The sequence below is a fragment of the Rhodopirellula sp. UH5 genome (genome assembly GCF_056839225.1).
Genome location: NZ_CM166390.1, coordinates 5702139 through 5724118, shown reverse-complemented (window position 1 = coordinate 5724118; position 21980 = coordinate 5702139). Strand labels below are relative to the sequence as shown.

The following is a 21980-nucleotide window of genomic DNA, read 5'->3' as shown; positions in this document are numbered from 1 at the left end:
CGTATCGGGTTGTGATAGGTGAGCCAACCACCAAACACACGAACGGCACGAAAAACCAAACGCAACCTTTCGTGTGCTTCGTGTCTTTCGTGGTTCAAAACGACGCGTCGACCAATTCACACAACTCGGAACGCCCTCGCTCTTTCGCAACCGAATTCTTGGCGAATCCGGCTACGAGGTCGTAAATCCGGCTACATCCGACGCTGCACTGCCCGGCGTCGGATTCCAACGACGATTCCAAGGGCCGACAACAACACCAGCGAGCCCGGTTCCGGCACCGCCGTGGCGTTCGCCGTCGTGAACCCGATGTCACGGAACGAAGCCAGTGTCAGTTCACTGAGGAAAGAATTCGGATTCAGCCATCCGGTCATCAACTCGTCCCGCATATCGCGGCCCAACGAGTCCGTGATTCCCGTCAGGCCGGACCCATTCAAGTTTTCGTTCCAGTGCCCGCCTGCCGTGCCAGCCCCACCTTCCGTTTCGATGTCAGGCGTGCCTGACTGCCCAAACTCGGACTGCCAAACGGCGGTGGCCTCCACGCCAATGAATTCGGATCCCGACACCAAATCATTTTGTGTCCACAGGGTCCCCAGCCCAAGGACATGCCCCATCTCATGCAAAATCAACGAGTTCAACTGATCGCCGGACAAGCTGAACAGGTCTTCCTCGTCAAAGGTCATCTGCCCATCCGTCGCCAGCCAATAGTCCGACGCATCTCTGGCAACTTGGTTCCAACCGGCGCTCCCCAGCGTCCCGCCCACACCATCGATGGATGACGTGGCCGCATCGATGTAGATGTCAGACAGGACCTGCCCGGTCGTGGCCGAACTTCCACCGGTTCGATATTCAATGAAGCCGTCTTGATACCCGGTCAGCAACCCTTGCCAAGTATTGGCAGCGGTCTGAAACGCCGTCTCCAGCTGGGCATCGCCCGAGTAATTCACGTGCAGGGTCAGCGACGCCTCCGCGCGGCACGGAAAGACAAAGCACAGCGGGAAAACGATCCAAGCCAGAACCCGCCCACATCCACCCCATCGACATCCGATCCCATTTGCCATCCCACGCCCCGCACACACGATCCACACAACCAAAAAAACCCGAGGAGACACGCTCCACGGGCATTGTAGTCACGTCGATTCAGCGGCGTTGGAACGAGGCTCCTCAACACGTCTCTCTCTGTAACCGGAATTCCTCCTGGGACGATCATTGACAAGTGGTCATCCAACCAAAGGCCGCAGATCAGACGCAACACTTTGTTTCCAGGCATTGGCGAGGACGCTTCCAGCGTCAGGGCACAATCGATTTCGCCTTCAGCCTGGAAAGTTCTTTTTGAAAGCCCTTTACACGAGCGTTGTCCGGCGACAACGACAGAAGGATTCGAATTTCACTCGTCGCACGTTTCCACTGCTCGGTTTCAATGAGCATCGCAACCAACCGCAACCGCATCGAGACACTTTCGGGCTCCTCGCCAATGGCCCGATCGAGCGCGGAAATCGCATCGAATGTTTTCCCCAGCTTTTCCAGAGCCTGCGACCGCAGATCTTCGGACTCGTGAAAGTTGAGATCGCGGCTGATTTGCTCGGGATCGTTGAGCAGGGCGAGCGTGTGGTTCAACAACACAACTTGCTCGCTTCCAGAGTTCTCCTCCAGAATTTCCGCCGCCGCAAGCAACCGCACTGGATCGCTGGGCAGCAATCGTGTGACGTAGTCTTCAGGCTCGAACGGATCTCTCACTCGCTCGAAAATCTCTTGCATCCGATGAGTTGAATAAGTCAGCGAGTCTTTCCAGTGAGGGATTGCAGCATCGAATCCAACCTCGTTGGCAACCATTTCGCCGGAGATGAAAGCAAGTTCCGGCTCACTCGGATGCAATTGTCGTGCTTTCAACAAGCAGGCCAGTTGCCCCGAGATGGACTGCCCCTCAATGAAATGCCACCAATCCTGAACCTGGAGAGGCCGGTCACGCATCACCACCCGAACTGTTTTCAGACTTGAATCAAATTGGGCTCGCCAGACATAAGGCTGCCATGCCAGGGGGCAAAGACGTTGCGACTCCAAGCTGTTGTCAACGAGCAGTTGCACTAATCGTGACCGCTCAGCTGGCAGCTGTTGTTCTTCTAAAACAGTCTGAATGATCCTTCCAAACTCCAACCGAAGCGGCAGACTTTCCGGGGTCGCAGCGACCGCTCGTACAAGCCCATCGGCAGCTCGGTCAGGGCGGTCAATCTCCAGGTCCTTGTAGGCAGCATTCAGCTGCTGATCCGCGTCAAAAGAGCGATGTTTCTCATAAACGAGGCCCAGGCTCAAGACGATCAATGCGATCCCAGTGCCACCACTCGTCAAGTAACTGAGACGGTTTGTTTGTGAGTCGTGGCGGTTCGTTCGCGAAGGTGCAACCGCCTGCTTTCGCTGCGCAAAAACAAGTGATGCAACGCTGATTGCCAGCACTGCGGTGGCGGGGACTCGCAATCCAAAATCGACAAAGCTATGGAACAAAACAGCCAACAGGCCAATCGATGCACCAGCTGAAATCTCGTCCTGACGACATCGTGCCAGTGCTTTGAAAATGACCGACAGGGCCAAGACCAAGAGGCAAATCATCCCGACGATTCCGTACTCACTCAAAATATCCAGAAACTCATTGTCCGCTCTCAGAGAAAGATGCTTCCAACCATTCCATTCGGGGTTGCCGGTTTGGTAGATGGTCTCCCAATGCTGATACGTTTCGCCTCCTGACCCAAACCAGGGGAAGTCGGGAACACTCTGAATCGCAGCACGCCACAACTGCCAGCGACCGTCGCCGGTGTAGCGGTCTGTTTCGGACAGCATCGTCAGTCGTGATTCGCTGAAGCTGAAGCCGACCCAGATCAACACAAACAGGATGGGAATGGAGACCAACCCGCCCATCAAAACACCGCGAACGACATTGCTCGAGCGCATCCGAATCAGCATCACAATCGAAAGGGCCAAGAACGCAGAAAGCACGCCGCCTCGCGATACGCAGACGATCAAGCTCGCCACCATGAAGCTGATCGCGACCAACAGCCATCCAACAGCAACATCAGTTAGCAGCATCCGGTACCAGTGCTTGCCCATCGTGGCCAATCGGTTCAACAGCAACCCAATGGTCATCCCCAAACACAAATTCAGGAAAAACGGGTAGTGGTTCCGGTTGATAAAAGGACCGAACCCCAACCCCCCTTCCACCTGGAAGGTCCAGAAAACCAGCCCTTCGTGCGAGCCGAAATGCTGTGCGAGCCCAAAGATGGATAGGATCGTGCCAGTCACAGCTGCGACGACGCTCAAGCGACGCAGACAAGTTGCTGGGGACCGGAACGTCCGAAGCACCGTGAACAGACCAACCAGCGCCAACACCCGCATCAAAAACTGGAAGCTGCCGCCGGCATTCAGTCCAAGTCGCGTCCCGCTGGCCCAGCGTGTCACGGAGTTGGAAATGTTGATTCCCTCCAGTTCCCATCCGCTCCAGTCTCGAACGCCAGGAGCAAACGCGTTGATCACACCCGGTGACACTTGGAGCAGGTGGAGGGCAGCAACCCCGGCCAGCCCAAGCAGGCCAACTGTAAACAGTGTCGCACCTCGCCCACCTTTCCATCGCAGCGGCCCATCCACCAATGCAACGATGCCCCAGAGACCCAATATGGCTGCGACCCCCAACGCCAAAAAGAACTCGAAGGTGTCACCCGTCGAACCAAAGGCCCAAGGAGAAAACGCGACCGTCAAATAGAGAAGCCCCTCACAAGTCGATTGACAGAAGAGAGCGATGCCCCCTGTGTGTGAAACTTTCAGGCCCATGAGGTCATTCAATCCGAGACGATTGCTGGGAACAAGGATTTCTGGCACGAAACAAAAAAAGGGGTGGACGCCGTGGCGACCACCCCTTCAAAGCAGTTTGGAAAGAACGAGAACGATCGAAGCCGTTAATTCCCGAAGCGTCCGCCCCCCACCACGGTCCCACCAAATCGGCAGCGTGGAGCACGACGAGCGGTGAACTCCCAGTCCGAGAGTGTCTCGGCACCGTCAGCCACCATCGGATCCACGGCAGTCGACGCCGCCGATGTGTCTGCCGGCACGGTTGCCATCACAGCAAACGACGAAAACAACATCACGGCCAGGGTGGATGCAGCGATCAACTTGTATTTTTGCATTGGTATGTTTCCTTGAAGCATTTGATCTGATTAGAGATAGCATCGAACGGAACGTCCGTCAAGCTTGAGACGGAAATTGCTCCGGTCAGAACCACGGCTAAGCCGCTTGGATCTGTTCCGCAACCTTCTGTCGCCGGCGTGAATGCCTCCGATAGGCGGCCACTCCACATAGCAATGACAACGCCACTCCCGTGGCGGGTTCAGGCACAGCCGATGCCGTCACCGCAAACTGATAGTCGAACGCGTTGAGGGCTCCCTCAAAACGCGTCAGCCCTGTATCACCAAAGAGCTGGAAATCCTGAACCGAGATGTCGTCGCCTGTGTTGCTGAAGGCGAGTCCCCACTCGTTACCGTCAGGGAGATCCGCGTCCATGTTCGCCACCACCGAGAACCAATACTCCTCACCAAGGTTCACTTCCAAAGGAGAAACATCCAGGCTGTACGAATACACTCCGTCACCCAGGGCGGTCTCATTCGCACCAACGTTCTCAAATTTTGCGAATTCATTCCCTATCGTCGCCCCCACACCAGGAAGCGGGGAGTCGAACAGACTCACTGTGAAACTGTCCGCAACAGGGATCCCCACGCCATCTGGAATGTCCAGATAAATTCCCGTCCACGAAAAATTCGTGATGAACCGATCGGTGTTGAGTTGGAAGTTATCGAAGACAGTCGCAAAATTGCTGATTTCGTCGGTCATCGGGTCGGTCACGGCGTCGAACTGGGATGTACCGTAAACGAAACCACCCGCGCCAGGCTCCGCGAAGGCAACACCTGTGTTCTGTGTGAAAACCTCAGCTTTCGAGGTTGGCAAGATACATGCACCCAAAAGCAGACCGATCGCAGTGCCAATCAACCTTGGAAACGAGGTCGTTAATTGTCTCTTCATCTTGTATCACTCACAATGGTTAGAAATAGAATTCCTGCGGGCAAAGAAAGGCAGCGACGCACCCCTCTGACAGAGACTCCTCGGATGCCAATCCTATTCCGGCCCCCATACTCGTACAATGGTCACCTGTGCAAAGATGGGGGTTTTCTAGCGATTGGCCGAAGGCGGATCCTTGGGCCCCCGAGCGAGTCGATCGGAGCAGGCTCCGCTAGGGCTGGCATTCCTCCAAAATCCGTCTCGAACAGCTTCCAATCCGTCCTAGCGTGATCGCCATGGGAAGATGGCAACTCAGGCTCCACGCCCCAAATTTTTGGGTCCAAACGGGCGGCTTGAGTCATTTCGCCGCTTCCTAAGGCGATCTGTCCGACAGAACTCACATGAAGCCTCTGCGAGAACGAAGTGTCCCGCTCAATCGCACTTCCTTGGGGACTTCACTCTCCCCTTTAAAGGGTCGAGCGAAGCGAGGCTATGCGTTGGATTCAATGCTCACGCTCGTCCGCCCGAAGCGGGCCGACTCTCCCGGAGGAAAGGTAACGGAAGTGACATTCGATGTCCTGCCCCAGTTGCGATTGGTTGACCGACTGGCTATTCCGCCCCAGCTCACTTCAGTCTGACTTGGCTTCAGCCAAAAACGGCTGTATCTCACTGCTGGCAATGCAGTGCAAACGCCCGTTCCCGTTCCCACTGACGATCCCAATCAGCTGCCCTGCGCTCGAAAACAAACCTCCGCCCGACATCCCTGGCTCCGAAACTTGATCCAGTATCAAGTACTCCACCGGAGGACCATCAACCTCTCGTCGGGCCCGCTTTTGGTCGATGACTGTCGCACCGATCCGATCCACCCCGTCCTGACCGTTCAGATTTGCCACCCATACCTCGGCATCTGTCCAGTCGCGTCCCGCTTCCAAGTGCAAGCTCGAATGGGCGATCTGCCCAGGTTCCGCCACCGGCCAATGCACCTGCAACAACGCCAGGTCTCGGCCCCGGTCTTCATCAATGACCTCGACTGACCGAAACAATCGCGGCCCCGCTTCGACCGCACCGGCATCCACCGCTGACTGCTCGTCCAAGAATCGAATCAGCTGGACATCCAAATCCTCCGATTGCGAGACCACATGAGCGGCTGTCAGAACGCGAAAGCCGCGTGAATCAACCTCCACGATGACCCCCGCTCCCGTTTGGCCGCTGACTCGACCACCACGCCTGCTCGTCGCCCCCGCGTCCCGACCGGTTTGAACCACTTTCACCAAAGAGGCAAACGCCTGGTCGATCAACGCCGGTTCATCCATCGGTTTCGCGGCGGAAGCTGACACCGAAGACAAGTTGGACTCAAACAACTCGTCCGCCCAATGGGTCGTTTCCACCTCCTCGCTGGCGGACTCCACCGCTGTCGAAGTCACGCGGCCGGTTTCAACTTCGCTTCCTTCGCTTTGCTCGCCCGGCTTGGAAGAGGCGGCGAGCATGGAACCACTGGACTCGACGAGACGCGGCTCCACTGCCTGGTTTTGATCGGACGAGACATCCGGTGTCATCGCGTCCAACGCGATCGATTCAGTCGTCCCCGGTGCAACCTCCGTCTCGGGTGATGTCCACAGCGCAGGGGTCCAGACGATCTCGGGCCAGTGGGGATGATCCTTGAGCAACAAGTACCCAAACTCACCGCAGACCGCGAGCAAGCACAGAAGTGTCAGTAGTTTTTTCATCGCATTCAATCCTTCAACGCACCGACCAAAGAAAGCTCCTAGCCACTAGCCTCTAGTGGTCTGTCACGACTTCTTTTTAGGGTAGTGGACGAGGCGACGAGTCCTGAACTGGCGTCAAAACCAAGGACTCGTCGCCTCGTCCACTACGATCAACCTTCACTTTTAACTTTGACAGACCACGAGCTCCTAGCCTCTCACCCTTCCGAATTCTTGGCGAACCCGGCTACATCCAACTCGCCTCTCGCCTCTCGCCTCTCGCCTCTCGCCTCTCGCCTCTCGCCTCTCGCCTCTCGCCTCTCGCCTCTCGCCTCTCGCCTCTCGCCTCTCGCCTCTCGCATCTCGCATCTCGCATCTCGCATCTCGCATCTCGCATCTCGCATCTCGCATCTCGCATCTCGCCTCTCGCATCTCGCATCTCGCATCTCGCATCTCGCATCTCGCATCTCGCATCTCGCATCTCGCATCTCGCATCTCGCATCTCGCGGAGCACCAACCCAAGCAGCACAACCTCAGGCGAGAAAACCGCCCCCCCATCCATGGTAGAGCGAACACAGAGAAAGGAAATCAAGTTGATGACGCAAAAACAACCACGGTGCGAGCAAGCCACCTTTCAGGCGGTTAGCGGCGGAGTGAATCGCATCGGGCTCGCCTTTCCGTCCAAGCACCAACCGTCCACCTCACCAACCGGATCGCCGCCTCCACAAAGGCGACGCCCGCGAGCGTGTACAGCAAGTCAGCGGTACCAAACCCGCGGGTTGGGATCCAACGCTGGCCGACTTCCATTCCCAGCAAAGCAAGCAGAATCACCAGCAGCCCAGTGACACGGACTCGGTCCAGTTCTCGAGTGCCCAACCAGCCCGCAGGGACCGCGGCCACCAGGCCCGCCATCACGAACGTTCGAAAATCCCCCCGGTCGTCCAGCCACACGACCCAGGCGTGTGGCAAGAACACCAGGTCCCCTGCCGTCGTCGTCGGCTTCCACAGCGCATAGACCGACACGAGCAACGCCAAGCAAGCCGCCGCCCCCGCCAACCACAAACGCACCGCCTTGCTCAATTTCATTCCATGATGATAAGCCACTAGCCACTAGCCACTAGCCACTAGCTATCAGCTATCAGCTATCAGCCTTCCGAATTCTTGGCGAATCCGGCTACTCGCACCAACTGCCAACTGCCAACTGCCAACTGCCAACTGCCTACTGCCTACTGCCTACTGCCAACTGCCAACTGCCAACTGCCAACTGCCAACTGCCAACTGCCAACTGCCAACTGCCAACTGCCCACTGCCTACTGCCTACTGCCCACTGCCCACTGCCCACTGCCCACTGCCTACTGCCTACTGCCAATGGCCTCCCCCAAATCCCTCATGAACTGTCCCAGGATCGCTTCCTGACTCAGGTTCTCGCCTGCGTACTGCCGCGCGGCTTTGCCGAGCCGCACGCGGGTCGTTTCATCAGCGGCCAGTGACTCAATCGCTTGCCGGAACGCATCGCCATCGTCGGGCAACACGACCCGCCCTCGGCCTGTCACCACGTCGGCGATCTGGGTGCCCGGGCTGGCACACGCCACCACGGGGCGTCCCGTCGCCAGCATCCCGGTCAACTTGGACGGCATCACCAAATCGGCTGCCCCGCCTCGCTGCGGCAACAAATGAATGTCGGCGCAGTTCATCAGGTCATTGAATTTCTCAAAGGGCTGGACCGGCAACATCTGGACGTTGGCGAGCGGCGCGCAGGCCTCCGCCAAGGAATCGTGCGAGGCACCCGTTCCACAGATCACATAGTGCAGCGGCAGCTCGCCGGACGCGTGCCGGGCGGCCTCCACGATCAGTTCCAGCCCCTGCTTGGCGCCGATGTTCCCGGCGTAGAGCGCCACGATCTTGCCCGCCGGGATCTGGAACGTTGCCCGCAACGCATCCATCCGCTCGCGAGCCGATGACATGGATGGCTGGTCCTCGGTCACCACCCGCTGCGTCAGCAAGGCCTTTTCATCACCCTCTCCCTGGGAGGGTCGGACCGTTTCGGGCCGGGGAGGGTGAAGGTGGGATTCGCTGGAGCTGGCAAGCTGAGCAAGCGGCACGGCTTCTTCCGCCGTGTCCGCCGACGCCTCGCCCGGCCAGAGCAGTGGTTTCATCGCGTCGCAGTCGACCCAGTTCGGGAACGAGACGACACGTTTTTCATCCACTCCTTTTTGGACCACCTTCAACAGCATGTTCGGCGAGATGCTGCTGACACGATCGAAGCGTCGCATCAAGAAGGCTTCCGCCGCCAGCACCATGCGCTTGAGAATCGGCTGCTTGAGGATCCCCAGTTCAAAGGCCGCGTCGACCTCAAAGTCCTGGACATGCAACCAGCACTTCGCACCGCACAAACGGGACGCGATCCACGTCGTCGGCATGCACATCGCAGCGGGCTCGACCGTCAAAATCACCTCCGGCCGGAACGAGATGGCTTTCCAAAGCACAACCGGGACACTCGACAATCCAAAGGAAGCCAAGTGAATCACACGCTTCAGCCCCGAAACCTTCGCCGGCACCCACAAAGGGCACCGAATGACGGTCGTGGGACGACCAGTGGCGAGTCGCGAGTTGCGAGCGGCGAGATCTAAGTTACGAGTGGCTAGTTGCGAGTGGCTAGACGGTGGATCGACAGCATTCCCTTCAACTAGCGGCTCGCCGCTAGCCACTAGCTTCTCTTCATCTAGCTGCTCGCGACTCGCAGCTCGCAGCTCTTCGCGCCGATAGGCAAGCCCTGAGTAGCCAGGCAAAATTTTCCAGCGTGGGTAATACGGCGGCGTGGTCACGACCACGACTTCGTGTCCCGCGGCGGCAAGCTCCGCGACCATCTCCCCCGAGTACTTCCCGATCCCGATTTCCTCGGGCGAAAAGTTCAGACCATGCAGCAAAATCTTCAAAGCGTTTCCATCCGATTCAACATCCCATTCGTTCCCATGACGTCACCAGCCTCATCCGTCCCCCCATCCCAACCCGACGCGTCAGCGAGGGACACCTCTGAATTCTTGGCGAATCCGGCTACCTCCATCCGACGCATGGTGGATGGGCACTCTTGCCCGTCAGAGTCGATGTCGGCCAAGAGTGGCCAACCTACCAACAAAACTCACCCATCCGAATTCTTGACGAATCCGGCTACGACATCCCAACCCGACGCGTGAGCGAGGGACCACACTGAATCCGGCTACCGAGACGTCGGCCAGGTCTCACCTGGCCTGACGGATCGGTGGCAAGCAGTCCAATCAAGGTGGTCGCATTTTGCCCGGGTTTCACAGGGAGCTCGCGTTCGCGAGGGAGGCCACGACGTGGTCACAGACGGTAGCCGGTGGTCGAGCAAAGCGACAACCACCGGACCGCGACAAAAGTTCGCGGCGTCGGCCCCGAAGGGTGTCGTAGAAAACTCGGCCGTCAAAGTCTTCGCCCCCGTCGGGGCCAACCGTGTGATCGGGCGGCATCCCGGAGGTGTTCGCTTCGCTCGACCGCCGGCTACCCTCTGCATTCCCTCCGGGAAAGAAGGCGCGCAGTCGCAATCCCCACCATCCGAATTCTTGGCGAATCCAGCTACGACATCACAACCCGACGCGTCAGCGAGGGACCACACTCAATTCTTGGCGAATCCAGCTACGACATCACAACCCGACGCGTGAGCGAGGGACCACTCCGAATTCTTGGCGAATCCAGCTACGGGCGGTCCCGCAATCAAACCGTGCGAAGCACTTGGTCATCGAGTGCCCCGAGGAAATCTTGGTAGGTCTCCACCAAGCCCTCCTTCAAATCAATCGTCGGCTGCCAACCGGTTTCCGCGATCCGGGAGATGTCCGTTCGTTTCAGTGGCGTCCCATCGGGCTTGCTCGTGTCTTGCACGATCTCGCCGGAATACCCCACGACTTCCGCGACCAGTTTTGCCAAGTCGCCGATGCGAATGTCTTCCCCGGTGCCCACGTTCACCCAGTCCGGAGGATCAGCCAAACCGACCAGGTGCACCAGCGCCGCGGCCAGGTCATCGACGTGCAAGAATTCCCGTCGCGGGTCCCCGGTTCCCCACACCGTCACCGATTCAGCATTGGCTTGCTTGGCCTGATGGAAGCGATGGATCAGCCCCGGGATCACGTGCGAGTTTTCCGGGTGGTAGTTGTCACCGGGGCCGTACAAGTTCGTCGGCATCGCGCTGTGGTACATCACGCCGTGCTGTTGGCGGTAGTACTGGCACAGTTTCAGCCCCATGATCTTGGCCAGCGCGTAAGCCTCATTGGTTTGTTCCAGGGGACTGGTCAGCAAGCTCGATTCCGGGATCGGCTGCGGGGCCATGCGAGGGTAGATGCAGGTGCTGCCCAGGAACAGGAACCGAGGCACGCCCGCCAGGTAAGCGCCGTGGATCGCGTTGCTCGCCATCATCACGTTCTGATAGGCAAAGTCCGCTGGGTAGGTGCTGTTGGCGTGGATGCCACCGACCTTCGCCGCCGCAAAGATCACCGCATCCAAGGACTCCGCTTGAAAGAAGTCCTGGACGGCCGCTTGGTCGACCAGATCCAGTTCACTGCGATCACGGACGACGCATTCCACGTCGTCCCGTTCGCCGAGCAGTCGGAGCAACGCCGAGCCCACCATCCCGCGGTGGCCAGCGATGAAAATTCTTTGTTGTGAAGGTCGAATCATGGATCCATCAAGTCAGTGAAAAAAAGTCAGAGAGGAAGATCACCCAAAACGAGCGCCCCCGCAGCCGGATTCGCCAAGAATTCGGACCACACAAGCGCCCCCGTAGCCGGATTCGTCAAGAATTCGGACCACACACCCCGCCGCGTCAGCAAGAGACCGCCCCTCATCCCAACCCGACGCGTGAGCGAGGGACCACCCTCACCTCCACGCAGCCGCGTCAGCAAGGCACCCCTTTCGATCGCGCATGCCCAACCACGAAACACACGAACGACACGAAAAAACAGCCACAGTGATTCAGGTGCCGCGTGCCAACAGATTGGAACACCACGACCAGCACAACCACAAGCAACAACCGAGCGCACCCTTTCGTGCACTTCGTGTCTTTCGTGGTTCAAGAATCACCTCATCCCAACCCGACGCGTGAGCGAGGGACCACCCTCACCACACCCCGCCGTGTCAGCAAGGCGTCCCTTCCGATCGCGTATGACCCACCACGAAACACACGAACGACACGAAAAAACGGTCCATCCGGGATTATCGTGGATTTGGTAAGATTCTCGGCCCTGGAGAATCACAATGCAAGACAAAGAACTTTATCAACAAATCCTTGGACTTCATTCGCCCTGGTCGGTCGATGAGGTCGAGCTCGATAAAGACGCAGCAGAGATACGAGTGAAGGTGGAACATCCTCGGGGCACCAAGTTCTGTTGTCCTGAATGCCAGACCGAATTGCCATGCCACGATCATTCGGAGCCACGACGCTGGAGACACCTCGATTCGTGTCAGTTCAAAACGATCTTGATTGCTCGGACACCGCGTGTGAAATGTCCGACTCACGGGGTCAAGACTGTGAATGTCCCTTGGGCTGAGAAGAGCAGCCGATTCACAATTATGTTTGAGCGATTCGCCATCGATGTCTTGATGGCGACACAGACCGTCAAGGGAGCGATGGGCGTTCTCGATACGAAGTGGGATCAAACTTGGAATATCATTGCCCGAGCTGTGCGCCGCGGAAAGAATCGGAAGCTGATTAGAATGCTGCCACGAATCGGGATCGACGAGAAGGCGTTCAAGAAAGGCCACAGCTATATCACGATGCTCTACGACTTGGACAATAGCACCGTCGAGGCAATCAGTGCAGGCAACGACACGCAGGCAGGAAACGCCTGTTTTTCCGAGCTTTCGAAACAACAATTGGATTCTGTCGAGGCGATTGCGATGGACATGAGTGCGGCCTATGTCAAGGCGGCAAAGCAGTCGATCCCACTGGCCGAGCAGAAGATTGTGCATGACCGTTTCCATGTAATGCAGCTAGCGACGAAGGCGGTCGACAAAGTGAGGCGACGTGAACACAAGCAGCTTCAAAGCGAAGGGGACGATCGCCTCACTCATTCACGCTATCTCTGGCTCAAAAGCCAGGAGAACCTCACGGAGAATCAACGTTCAAGATTCGATGAGGTCTATACCAATCAACTTGAGACCGGCAGGGCATGGGCGTACAAGGAGATGCTGCGTGATCTTTGGAATCACGACGATGCCGCTTCAGCAACGGCCTATTTCCAGGATTGGTACAAGCGAGTTATTCACACGAAGCTGGAGCCAATGAAAGCTGTCGCACGCACAATCAAGGATCGCCTTGGGAATGTTGTGAGCTACTGCACGTATGGCATTACCAATGCGGTCGCCGAAGGCATGAACAGCAAAATCATGTCCATCAAAAGACGAGTCGGTGGATTCCGAAACGTTGAAAACTTCAAAACAGCCATCTTCTTTTACTGTGGCGGCTTGGATCTCTACCCACGATAATCCCGGATGGACCGAAAAAACAGCCACCGTGATTCAGGTGCCGCATGCAAACAGATTGGCCCCATAACCAAGCACACCACAAACCAAGAAACGAACGCAACCTTTCGTGTACTTCGTGTCTTTCGTGGTTCAAAGAAATCACCCCTGACGCGCGAGCAAGCAGCTTTCCAACGGAGTGATCCAGGTCATCCCTTGACCTTCAGGTCCAATCCGGTCAGCCGGGCAAGCTCTTTCCGAATCTCATCTTTGTCATCCAGGTGAGCGATCGCTTTTTCGAGCTCCATGATCTTCGCACCGACCAGGAAGCGATACCAATAGCCTTGCAGGAAGTGGTAAACCAGTCCCGAGCGTCCGTCCAGGAACCCCAGCTGGAAGAGGTAGCGATACAAGAAATACCCCAGGGAACTCACCGTGAACGGAATCCGGTTGTAAACCTTCTCTTTGATGAACCGCTTGAACGATGCCTGGAACGAAGAGTTATCCGTTGTCACGCCCTCGTCACGCGGAAACAAGTCCAGGCGCTGGTTCAAAACATCAACCGCTTCCCGCGTGGCATACCAGTTGTGTTTATCAGTGAAGAAGGACAAGTCCTTCAAGTTGTGATCAGCAAAGCCACCGTCGAATGTGACAGTCCGGCCACCCCAAACCACCATGTGTTCGTCCATCCAGCGATCTTCGATGCGCCCCTGAGCATGTCGCCAGATTCGCAGCAGCACCAAGGGATAGCGTCCACCATGACGCACCCAACGATCCATAAAAATATGCTTTCGCTTGAGATTGACTCCGGCTACATCACTCGGAAGTTTTGGAAGCTTTTCGCGGATCTCACTTTGCAAATCAGCTTCGATGATCTCATCAGCATCAAGTCGCATCACCCAATCAGACGTGATCGGTGCATTATCCAGAGCCCACTGAAATTGTTTCGCATAGTTAACAAACTTGTTTTGCAGCACGATGGCGCCATGCTTTTCAGCAATTTCAACAGTCGTGTCAGTCGAGAACGAATCGACTACGAAAACCTGTCGTGCGATAGACGCTAAAGACTTGAGCGATCTCTCCAGATGCAGCTCTTCGTTTCGAGTTAGAATAACCACAGCAATACTACAGGACGTCGATGTCTCATTCATTGATTTCAAAGTTTCGCCCTAGCGGTTCATTGCAAAATAAAGAAGCGTTTTCGTGAATATGCACCGGGTTGAACATCGAACAGAGAATGACCGACCGTACGAAATCACTCTGCAACTGCTGAAAGCGTTCGTTCGGCTTACTATCAATCAAACCTCGGAGAGGCGAGAAAATGATATTCGATTGCGATTCGCGCAGTGACGCTGTTTTCGAATAGTCAGTCTTCACAACCGGGCACGCAAACTGCAATATGTCAAACTCTTCCAGGTACTGACCATGCGTTTGATCGAGTATCGATGGTGCCGCGAGGCCAAAACAGCGAATCTTCCCTTCCTGCTTGAGCTGCCTCGCAGTTAAGGAAATCGCTTCCAATTCTGCAATTGCTTCCAAAGGCTCGTGAATAAATAGATAGTCGACATAGTCCGTACGAAGAGCTCGCAAACTCTTTTCTAGGCTTCGTCTCATTGCTCGGGCCGTGATAGGGATCCGATTGTGAAAACGATCAGCGACCACGCGTGCTGGTGTTCTGCTGGAGGTATTCGCTGCTTTCGTCTTCCGCAATCTACGCGCAAGCGGCTTCAATGGGCGCAACAAAGATGCTTTCCAGTTCGCTTCGATGCCAAACTTAGTCGCGATCCTTACCGAATCTCGTTTTGCCTGCAAATGTCGACCAACGAACGCTTCCGCTTCACCATATCCGTACGAGCGGGCCAAGTCGAAATGGTTCACACCACAATCCAGAGCCTTATTAATCGCACGCGCTGCCGTTCTTGCGTCAACAGCCCCAAGAACCGGCGCGCAACCAAACCCTAGAGCTGAAGAACGAATTCCAGGAACAAGCTCAACTTGACGCAACAATATGCTCCTCCAAGTAGTGGGCCAAACGTACCGCAAACACCCCCGTCAAAAAGGTCGGGTTCGCCTGTCCAGAAGTAGGAAACACCGAAGAACTGCAAACAAAGACATTGTCACTTCCGAAAACCTTTAAATTGCGATCCACAACGCCCTCATCAGGGGAACTGCCGATTCGCGTAGTACCATTCTGGTGAATGCCGTCTCGAGACATTGACCTTATTCGCACGGGCAGCTCCTCAGGCTTGTACCAATACCGCAACTCGCCACCACCGCAGCGTTGGAGTTCACGATCAAAAATCTCGTGCGACCTGATCACGGATTGGATGTCAACGTCGGTCAGCCCATAGTGAATGACAAGGGTTTCACCATCGTCGGCAAGCTCCATCCGGTTTCCACTGGACGGAACCTGTTCAGCATGGAAGTGTAGAGCGTATTCATTTGAAGGGCTATATAAAAAAACGCCTGGCAACTTTCGATTGAAACAATAGCGCTTCCAAAACGTCACTGCCGGGACCGTCAGCGACTTGGGAAGACCAAAGACAACATTCCTCAAATGAGAACCAATCTTAGTCACCCTCCCTTTCGTAATCGAATGCGCAACGGCCGGCGGCGCAAGACGCTTCCCTAGCACGGGCGAGATCATTGCCAAGTACATAAACGACATCGGTCCGCTGCGATGACTTGGGTCATGATAGAGCGGGTTATCAAGCCAGAACGCCGTATTCAACAAGTTCTCTTGCAGCAGCACTTCCGTCGTAAACTGGAAACGGCGTCGGACATATGTACCATCAAACTCGCGTGAAAAACCATACTCGGTTTTCTTTGGATCACCACGAAACTTGACTGTTGCAATTTTACCGGAAACATGCCCTTGGTAAAACTTACCTAGCGACTTCGGCGGCCCCCCGACGGCATCAAAAAGTTTCGGACTGCGAAGCAGGAGGCGAGTCGTTTCTTGCGCGCCACCGGCGACGACAAAGCATCTCGCATTGACTGTTGCTATATCGCTTCCGCCTCTAGGCCGGACAACGAGAGCGTGAAGCGACTCGCTTTGCTTTGCCGATACAAAGTGCCGCGCTTCAACATTGCAGAGCAAATGTAGATTGGCAAGCTCAAGCAATTCATCACGATACCGATCACCAAACCTTGTCGGCATGCTCCAACGTTCGACCACGGTGTCGGTCAACTTCTCCGACTGAAAGCCGTCTGCGATCCGCGTCGACGGGTCATCAAGTGCAAACGCTCCAGTTCCGCACTCAAAGTACTCTTGAGTTCTCGGGATATAACCTTGCAGCGCTGCGAGAACACCAAGGTCCCAAGTACAGTTGTCCCCTATAGCCTCTCGAGGAACGAAATCGACTTCGTCGTACATCACACATCGCCCACCCCAAGTTGCCGTCGACCCCCCCACCCCCTTGTTCGTGCACTCCACCGGCGGGTGGTGATTAACCAAATTGTCAACTTGAATTGACTGGTCTAACCTATTCTTCGAATCGGCAGATCCTTTAGCAGGGCCGTAGTCAATCAACAGAACGTTTAGCTTGGTATCGGAGCGGCAAAGCTCGAGTGCAGTGGTAATACCGGCCGGACCGGCACCTATCACGCAAACATCAAAGTCCCTGCTATTGACAGCTTCAAAACACGTTAGCACTGCTTGCCGGTCTCCGGTGACTCGGTAGAAAACGATTTCCGCTTCTTGACTTCAGCTGCCGGATTACCAGCGTAGACAGTCCACGGCGTGAGGTCTTTGGAGACAACCGAGCCAGCGCCCAAAACCGACCCCTCTCCGCACCGCACACCTGGCAACACAATCGAACGAGCGCAGATCCAAGCATAAGGCTCTGTCGTGATCGGACGAGAAATGTAGGTAAAGTCTGGATCGTTGTAGTCATGAGTTGCACCGCACAGATACGCACCTTGAGAAACAATTGTGTGGTGCCCAAGTTCGACACCGCCTGGGTTGTAAACCTCGACACCTGGTCCTATCGTCACCACCGCTTCTGTTTTCAAGAGCCAGGGTGCCCAAATTGTCGCGCTCGGATATATGAAATTCTCAGCACCAATATCAGCACCGAACCAACACAGCAACCTGGATCGCCAGCGATGCATCGGCACAGGAGTCGGCCGAAACAACATCTGGTACATTAGTCGCCAGACCAGCCGGCGAACCCTGTCAACCAAGGGAAAGACAGGCCGTTTGAGTGCATCCGCGCTACTGGAATTGTGAGAGCTCAAAAAAGACATTAGTGATCTACTTTGACCTACAGACAAAACGAACGGTATTAACCATCAACTCCTCGTTTGAATACCCCTTTAGCTCCGATCTCACTTCCTTCGTGAGGAACGGTTTCGCCAACAAGGGATCATGATGCACCTCGTCAACGATGCGGAGACACTGAGAAATTATGCTCCGATATTCGTCCAAGCGAACCTCATTCAAGAATGTATTGGCTCGATAACGTTTTTTTCGCAAGTGCTCCCATGGCTCACTGCGACACGCCGACACGCTATCCCTGCTTTCGGTCTCATGCGGGTACCACTCCGTCAAGTGGCCCCCGCCGATGCTTGTGAACACATGCGGCCGCAATATCGCGCATCCATCATTCGCCAAGCATCTTGCAATCCCAGAAACGAGAGGAACCAAACCATCGCGAGGAATATGCTCCAAAACATCTTCGCAATATATAAAATCAAAACCAGCGGGTGAAACCGAACTAAAATCGGCACTACTTGCATCTCCTACAAGGAAACGCGACGCATCTATTGCTCCTACCTGACCTGAAACCGCGTCGACATGCCTAAACAGCTCCCCCCACTCTTTCCGGTCAAATGCACAGTATCGCACAGCAGACTTGACAGCTCGCTCCCAACCATTGCTTTTAAGCACTTGCACATACTCAGTTAGCGATCCATTCAGAACAGGGCGATCGAGATCGATCCCCCATGCATCATACCCCGACGCCAGCAACCACATCAAACGCAGTGGCCGCGCTCCGTAGCCGACTTCAAATATCCTCACATCCCTCAAATCCCTTGATGTGTGCAGCCTGAAGACATCATGATACTCTGAAATCTCTTGCCGAAGCCAATCCACTTGGTTTGCAACCTGGCCTCGCCCTCGAAGACGCATTCGAAAATGATCGAACCATTCCTTCGCCTTTAAATGAATGGGGATCCCCGAAACATTTGAGTTACTATGCCTCTCCAACATTAGCCTTCTCCATAGATACAGTATTCAAGAGTTTCACCGCGCAAACTTCAGGAGAAAACAGCTCTCGGTAGCAATCTGTTGCCGCAATCATTCGGTCTTTAGTTCGGCTCGGCATCGTAACCCAGGTCTTCAAAAGATTAACAACGCCTTCCAGGGTGTCCGCATTCACGATAGCTGCACCTGAACGCTCGATCTCCTTATAAATGTTCACCTGATCCGAAATCAGCACCGGTTTTCCGCAGGCCAGCGACTCAGCTACCGCGATCCCAAAATTCTCTTGATGACTGGGCAAAACGAATGCGTCACATCCGTAGAATGCCCCCCATTTTGCATCACCCTGGAGCATACCTGGAAAGAATACACGAGAACCCGCAAGGTGCTTTGCCAACACACGCATCTTGCGCGCATAGTTCGAATCAACCGGCCCAGCGATCACTAACGGAGGAAGACACCCCTCAAAACCAGGCTCCAATGCAAGCCCAGCGTACGCCCGAATCAGCAAGTCGACCCCCTTCTTAGGTTGTATACGACCGAGAAACAGGAAGTAACGCCGGCCCGACAAACCTGGACAAGCTTGCTGAAAAGCCCTTGCCATCGCGTCACAAAAAGCTGGTGGAGCCTGAACTCCAATCCCTACATTGTGCTCGGATTTCGGACGGTAAGACCGGAATGTCTCCCGTGCAAGCTCGAGTTCCCGCTGGCATGTAAACAACATTCCATCCGCTTGCGAAACGACCTTATGCTCGACAGCCTTCCAAAATATCGCATTTCGGAAAGCCTTCAAACGGCGCGAAGGATCACGCTGAAACCAGGGATCTAGCATTCCATGGGGCATAACAAAGACCCTCGGCACTTCCTCACACCCGTCTCCGCTAAGCCCCCCAATCACATCAGTGACTGCGTAGCTATGATACTGCCATAACCCATGGACGATCACTGCATCATAAACCGTCACATTCTGCCTAAGCCAAGCACTCATCGCCCTGGAAAATTTCCACGGGCCCAGCCCTTTACCAACATACCGAACATCAGCGCTACCCAGACCAGCAAAGTTCGCGGCCTCATGATCCATAGAGACGATAGCATTGCGGTGCCCAAGCCGACTCAAGGGAAGAACCATTGACTTTATCGCCTGTGAAACACCGCCGCGTCTTGGATCCATACTGGATGTACAATGCAGAATACTCAACCGTCTATTATCCATATCTTGTCCGAACGCACTAAAAAACTAAAGGCGGCAAAGACTACCGGGAACCACGCGGCAAAACACTACAACTCCGGAAGAAACCGCTAGCAGCCTCAGCACACGGCGTCTGATCACAGCACAACCGACGGTTGAACGAAAAGCCTCGAAGGACAAGACTTCCTCATCCTTGAGAAGTCTGCTTTCGATTCTCTCCCAGCAACAATACTGCGGCTAACTCACGCCGTTGAAGGACCAAGGTTAGCGCCTGCGACAGGGCGAAAACAACACTTGTTACAAAAACCTTCGCTGCAATTCCATAAGAAACGTCAATGTCTAAAAAGCGTTCAAAAACAAGGTCCATAGACTCCAGAAACAGTATATGCACAAGATACACCCCATAAGACTGATTAAGAAGCCAAGATGGTCTAACTTTTCTTGCCGAACACAGATCTGAGCTTACAAACAAAAAGAAACCAACACCACCCACCGGGAGTATAAGTGGGGACCCACAAAACTCCATCCTCATCCCGGCAAGGCTCAGCAACACTACCCCAACCCAAAGAGCTAGCCCTAACACGCCAATTCGCTCGCTGATCGTACTCCGCCGCATAAATTCACCTATCACCTTTGCGGAAACGATGTAGATGGCCACTGAAACAAAGTGACCACTTCCTTCAGGGCCAAAGTAATTTTCCGCGCCTCCATAAAGAAAGTACGCTACAACCACAGCAAGCCCTGAAAAGCCAAGCGTCCGTCTCCACCCCCTGGCCCTAGAAGCAACAGCCCATGACAACAACAGACTTTGCATTGCTATCAATGTGGGCAGGAAGTACATGTGCACTGCAGAGAGGCCGTAGAAGACAGCGCCAACCCAATCTCGCCCCTCAACGTCTCCAACAACCCAATCCTTCGCTACCTGAAGCGACATATAGACTATCGACCACGCAATGTACGGCAGAATGAGTCTCCTCAACTGCTTTTCAATTGTAACCTGAGGCCGATCAACCCTGATTGATCTTGTAAAAAAGACGAGACCAGCTACATAAAAGAAGGGAACGCAAGTCGGCCAGAAAATTTGATTCATCGCCGTACACGCATATGTCCCCCCAGGAACATGGAGCGAGACCACCCCCCAAGCCGCGACTGTCCTCGCAAAATCCAGCGCAAGATTACGCTTGTGCGACAGCGAAGCACCTGACCCACGCTGCAATTTTCCCACGCTACCCCCACACCTTAACCCCACACAAAACACGCTCTATAGAGCGTGATCGCACCTTCGCGCGACACCTAAATAGACTCTTTCAATTTGATCCAAAACACACCCTGAATCAAATCTCTTTACGGATTCAGCCATATGAACTACCAGCTCCTCACGCTGCGATGGACTGACTGTGGCTACTCGTTCGAGCATATCTGCACCCGCCTCCTTCCATCTACCCAACGCATCCTTACTATCTCCTACCGGACGCCGAGGAATATAAAACGCAACATCTCCCCCAACTTCCGTCATAGGCTCTTTATCCGTCGTTATAACTGGACAACCCGCAGCCATTGCCTCCGCTATCGGCCAGCCAAACCCCTCTTCAAGCGACGGATACAACAAGACTGTCGCAGCCTGATAGAGATGGCGAAGGGTTTCATCATTCACATTTTCGACAAAGTGAATGTCCTTGCCAAAGTCCAGGCACGCACAAAACGACCGAAGACCAGAGCTTGGCGACTCTCCAACCATAAGAAGCGGAATCGCCTCCCCCCCAGGCCTCCCACGCCAGCAGTCATAGATTTCAGCAACCCCTTGGCGATTTTTATACCATGCATTCCCGCCCACGTGGAGCACGAAGCCATCGGAGATACGCAGCCCAAGTTTTCTCGAAAGCGACTCGAGAGATTTCACGCGACTGCTTACTGGGGAAAAGGCCTGATTCAGAGCATTGTTTACCACCGCTGACACACAAGGAGCATTCCCCAAAAAACGATGGAGGTCCCGGCGTGTACTTTCAGATACGGAGATAAAGTTGCGTCCCTTGCAGTAACCTCGTCGAATGTAAGCCTGGTAAAACCGACCTGACATCGACACCGGATTCTCCGGAAACTCCCTCATAGCAGATCGTTGAGCTAGAAAATCATGACAGTGAACAACATGAGGCCGATCCGCAACCAACGGCACCCACGGGCCAAGCGCTTGGTCAGCAAAAACAAAAAGTGTATCAGCGGGTAACCCCTTAACCCAGCGCCGCACCGTAAAAGGAAACACGACAAACTTATCTATGTAACCTAGCCACTTCCGGAGAAACCCCGCCCTCGAGACCAGCCAAAAGAGCGCCGATGGCGAACGGACCCGCACGCAATGGCCGCGGGCGACCATACCCTGCTC

The 21980-nt window shown here is 55.2% G+C and carries 15 protein-coding genes; 1 reads left to right on the top strand and 14 read right to left on the bottom strand.

Annotated elements, in window-relative coordinates; genetic code table 11:
* Positions 1-191 precede the first annotated feature (191 nt).
* The 8 genes from UH5x_RS20255 to UH5x_RS20220 form a co-directional block, all read right to left on the bottom strand.
* A complete protein-coding gene (locus tag UH5x_RS20255; RefSeq protein ID WP_482633492.1) occupies positions 192-1109 on the bottom strand; it encodes a PEP-CTERM sorting domain-containing protein in 918 nt (305 codons plus the stop codon).
* Between the two features lie 178 nt (positions 1110-1287).
* The gene (locus UH5x_RS20250; RefSeq protein WP_482633491.1) at positions 1288-3813 is read right to left on the bottom strand and encodes an O-antigen ligase family protein; all 2526 of its coding nucleotides are present in this window, start codon (positions 3811-3813) and stop codon (positions 1288-1290) included.
* A gap of 125 nt (positions 3814-3938) precedes the next feature.
* A complete protein-coding gene (locus UH5x_RS20245; RefSeq protein ID WP_482633490.1) occupies positions 3939-4166 on the bottom strand; it encodes a hypothetical protein in 228 nt (75 codons plus the stop codon).
* A gap of 97 nt (positions 4167-4263) precedes the next feature.
* Positions 4264-4980: a PEP-CTERM sorting domain-containing protein gene (locus UH5x_RS20240; protein ID WP_482633489.1), complete on the bottom strand. Its 717-nt coding sequence runs from the start codon at positions 4978-4980 to the stop codon at positions 4264-4266.
* 680 nt (positions 4981-5660) lie between these two features.
* Positions 5661-6758, bottom strand: a complete 1098-nt coding sequence (locus UH5x_RS20235) for a S1 family peptidase (RefSeq protein WP_482633488.1) — start codon at positions 6756-6758, stop codon at positions 5661-5663.
* A gap of 618 nt (positions 6759-7376) precedes the next feature.
* The gene (locus UH5x_RS20230) at positions 7377-7820 is read right to left on the bottom strand and encodes a hypothetical protein (RefSeq protein WP_482633487.1); all 444 of its coding nucleotides are present in this window, start codon (positions 7818-7820) and stop codon (positions 7377-7379) included.
* Between the two features lie 266 nt (positions 7821-8086).
* A complete protein-coding gene (locus UH5x_RS20225) occupies positions 8087-9670 on the bottom strand; it encodes a WcaI family glycosyltransferase (RefSeq protein WP_482633486.1) in 1584 nt (527 codons plus the stop codon).
* A 796-nt stretch (positions 9671-10466) separates the two neighbouring features.
* Positions 10467-11423, bottom strand: coding sequence for a GDP-L-fucose synthase family protein (locus UH5x_RS20220; protein ID WP_482633485.1), 957 nt, complete (start codon positions 11421-11423; stop codon positions 10467-10469).
* A gap of 576 nt (positions 11424-11999) precedes the next feature.
* On the opposite strand from UH5x_RS20220, the gene UH5x_RS20215 reads away from it, so the two are divergent.
* A complete protein-coding gene (locus UH5x_RS20215; RefSeq protein ID WP_482633484.1) occupies positions 12000-13229 on the top strand; it encodes an ISL3 family transposase in 1230 nt (409 codons plus the stop codon).
* Positions 13230-13414: 185 nt separating this feature from the next.
* Here UH5x_RS20215 and UH5x_RS20210 read toward each other — a convergent pair whose 3' ends face one another.
* The 6 genes from UH5x_RS20210 to UH5x_RS20185 all read right to left on the bottom strand — a co-directional run bounded on the left by UH5x_RS20210 (position 13415) and on the right by UH5x_RS20185 (position 21971).
* Positions 13415-14356 (bottom strand): glycosyltransferase family 2 protein, encoded by a 942-nt coding sequence (locus UH5x_RS20210; protein ID WP_482633483.1) that lies wholly within the window; start codon positions 14354-14356, stop codon positions 13415-13417.
* Positions 14349-15209 carry an aldo/keto reductase gene (locus tag UH5x_RS20205; protein WP_482633482.1) on the bottom strand — a complete coding sequence of 287 codons (861 nt, stop codon included), beginning with the start codon at positions 15207-15209 and terminating at the stop codon, positions 14349-14351. Before UH5x_RS20205 ends, UH5x_RS20210 begins: the two co-directional genes overlap by 8 nt.
* Positions 15196-16581: a GMC family oxidoreductase gene (locus tag UH5x_RS20200; RefSeq protein WP_482633481.1), complete on the bottom strand. Its 1386-nt coding sequence runs from the start codon at positions 16579-16581 to the stop codon at positions 15196-15198. The genes UH5x_RS20205 and UH5x_RS20200 overlap by 14 nt, the downstream gene beginning before the upstream one ends.
* A 1822-nt stretch (positions 16582-18403) precedes the next feature.
* Positions 18404-19609: a glycosyltransferase gene (locus UH5x_RS20195; RefSeq protein ID WP_482633480.1), complete on the bottom strand. Its 1206-nt coding sequence runs from the start codon at positions 19607-19609 to the stop codon at positions 18404-18406.
* 178 nt (positions 19610-19787) lie between these two features.
* Entirely contained in the window at positions 19788-20735 is a 948-nt protein-coding gene (locus UH5x_RS20190) for an acyltransferase family protein (RefSeq protein ID WP_482636036.1), read from the bottom strand.
* A 126-nt stretch (positions 20736-20861) separates the two neighbouring features.
* On the bottom strand, positions 20862-21971 hold the full coding sequence (locus tag UH5x_RS20185) for a glycosyltransferase (protein ID WP_482636035.1): 1110 nt from the start codon (positions 21969-21971) through the stop codon (positions 20862-20864).
* Positions 21972-21980 lie beyond the last annotated feature (9 nt).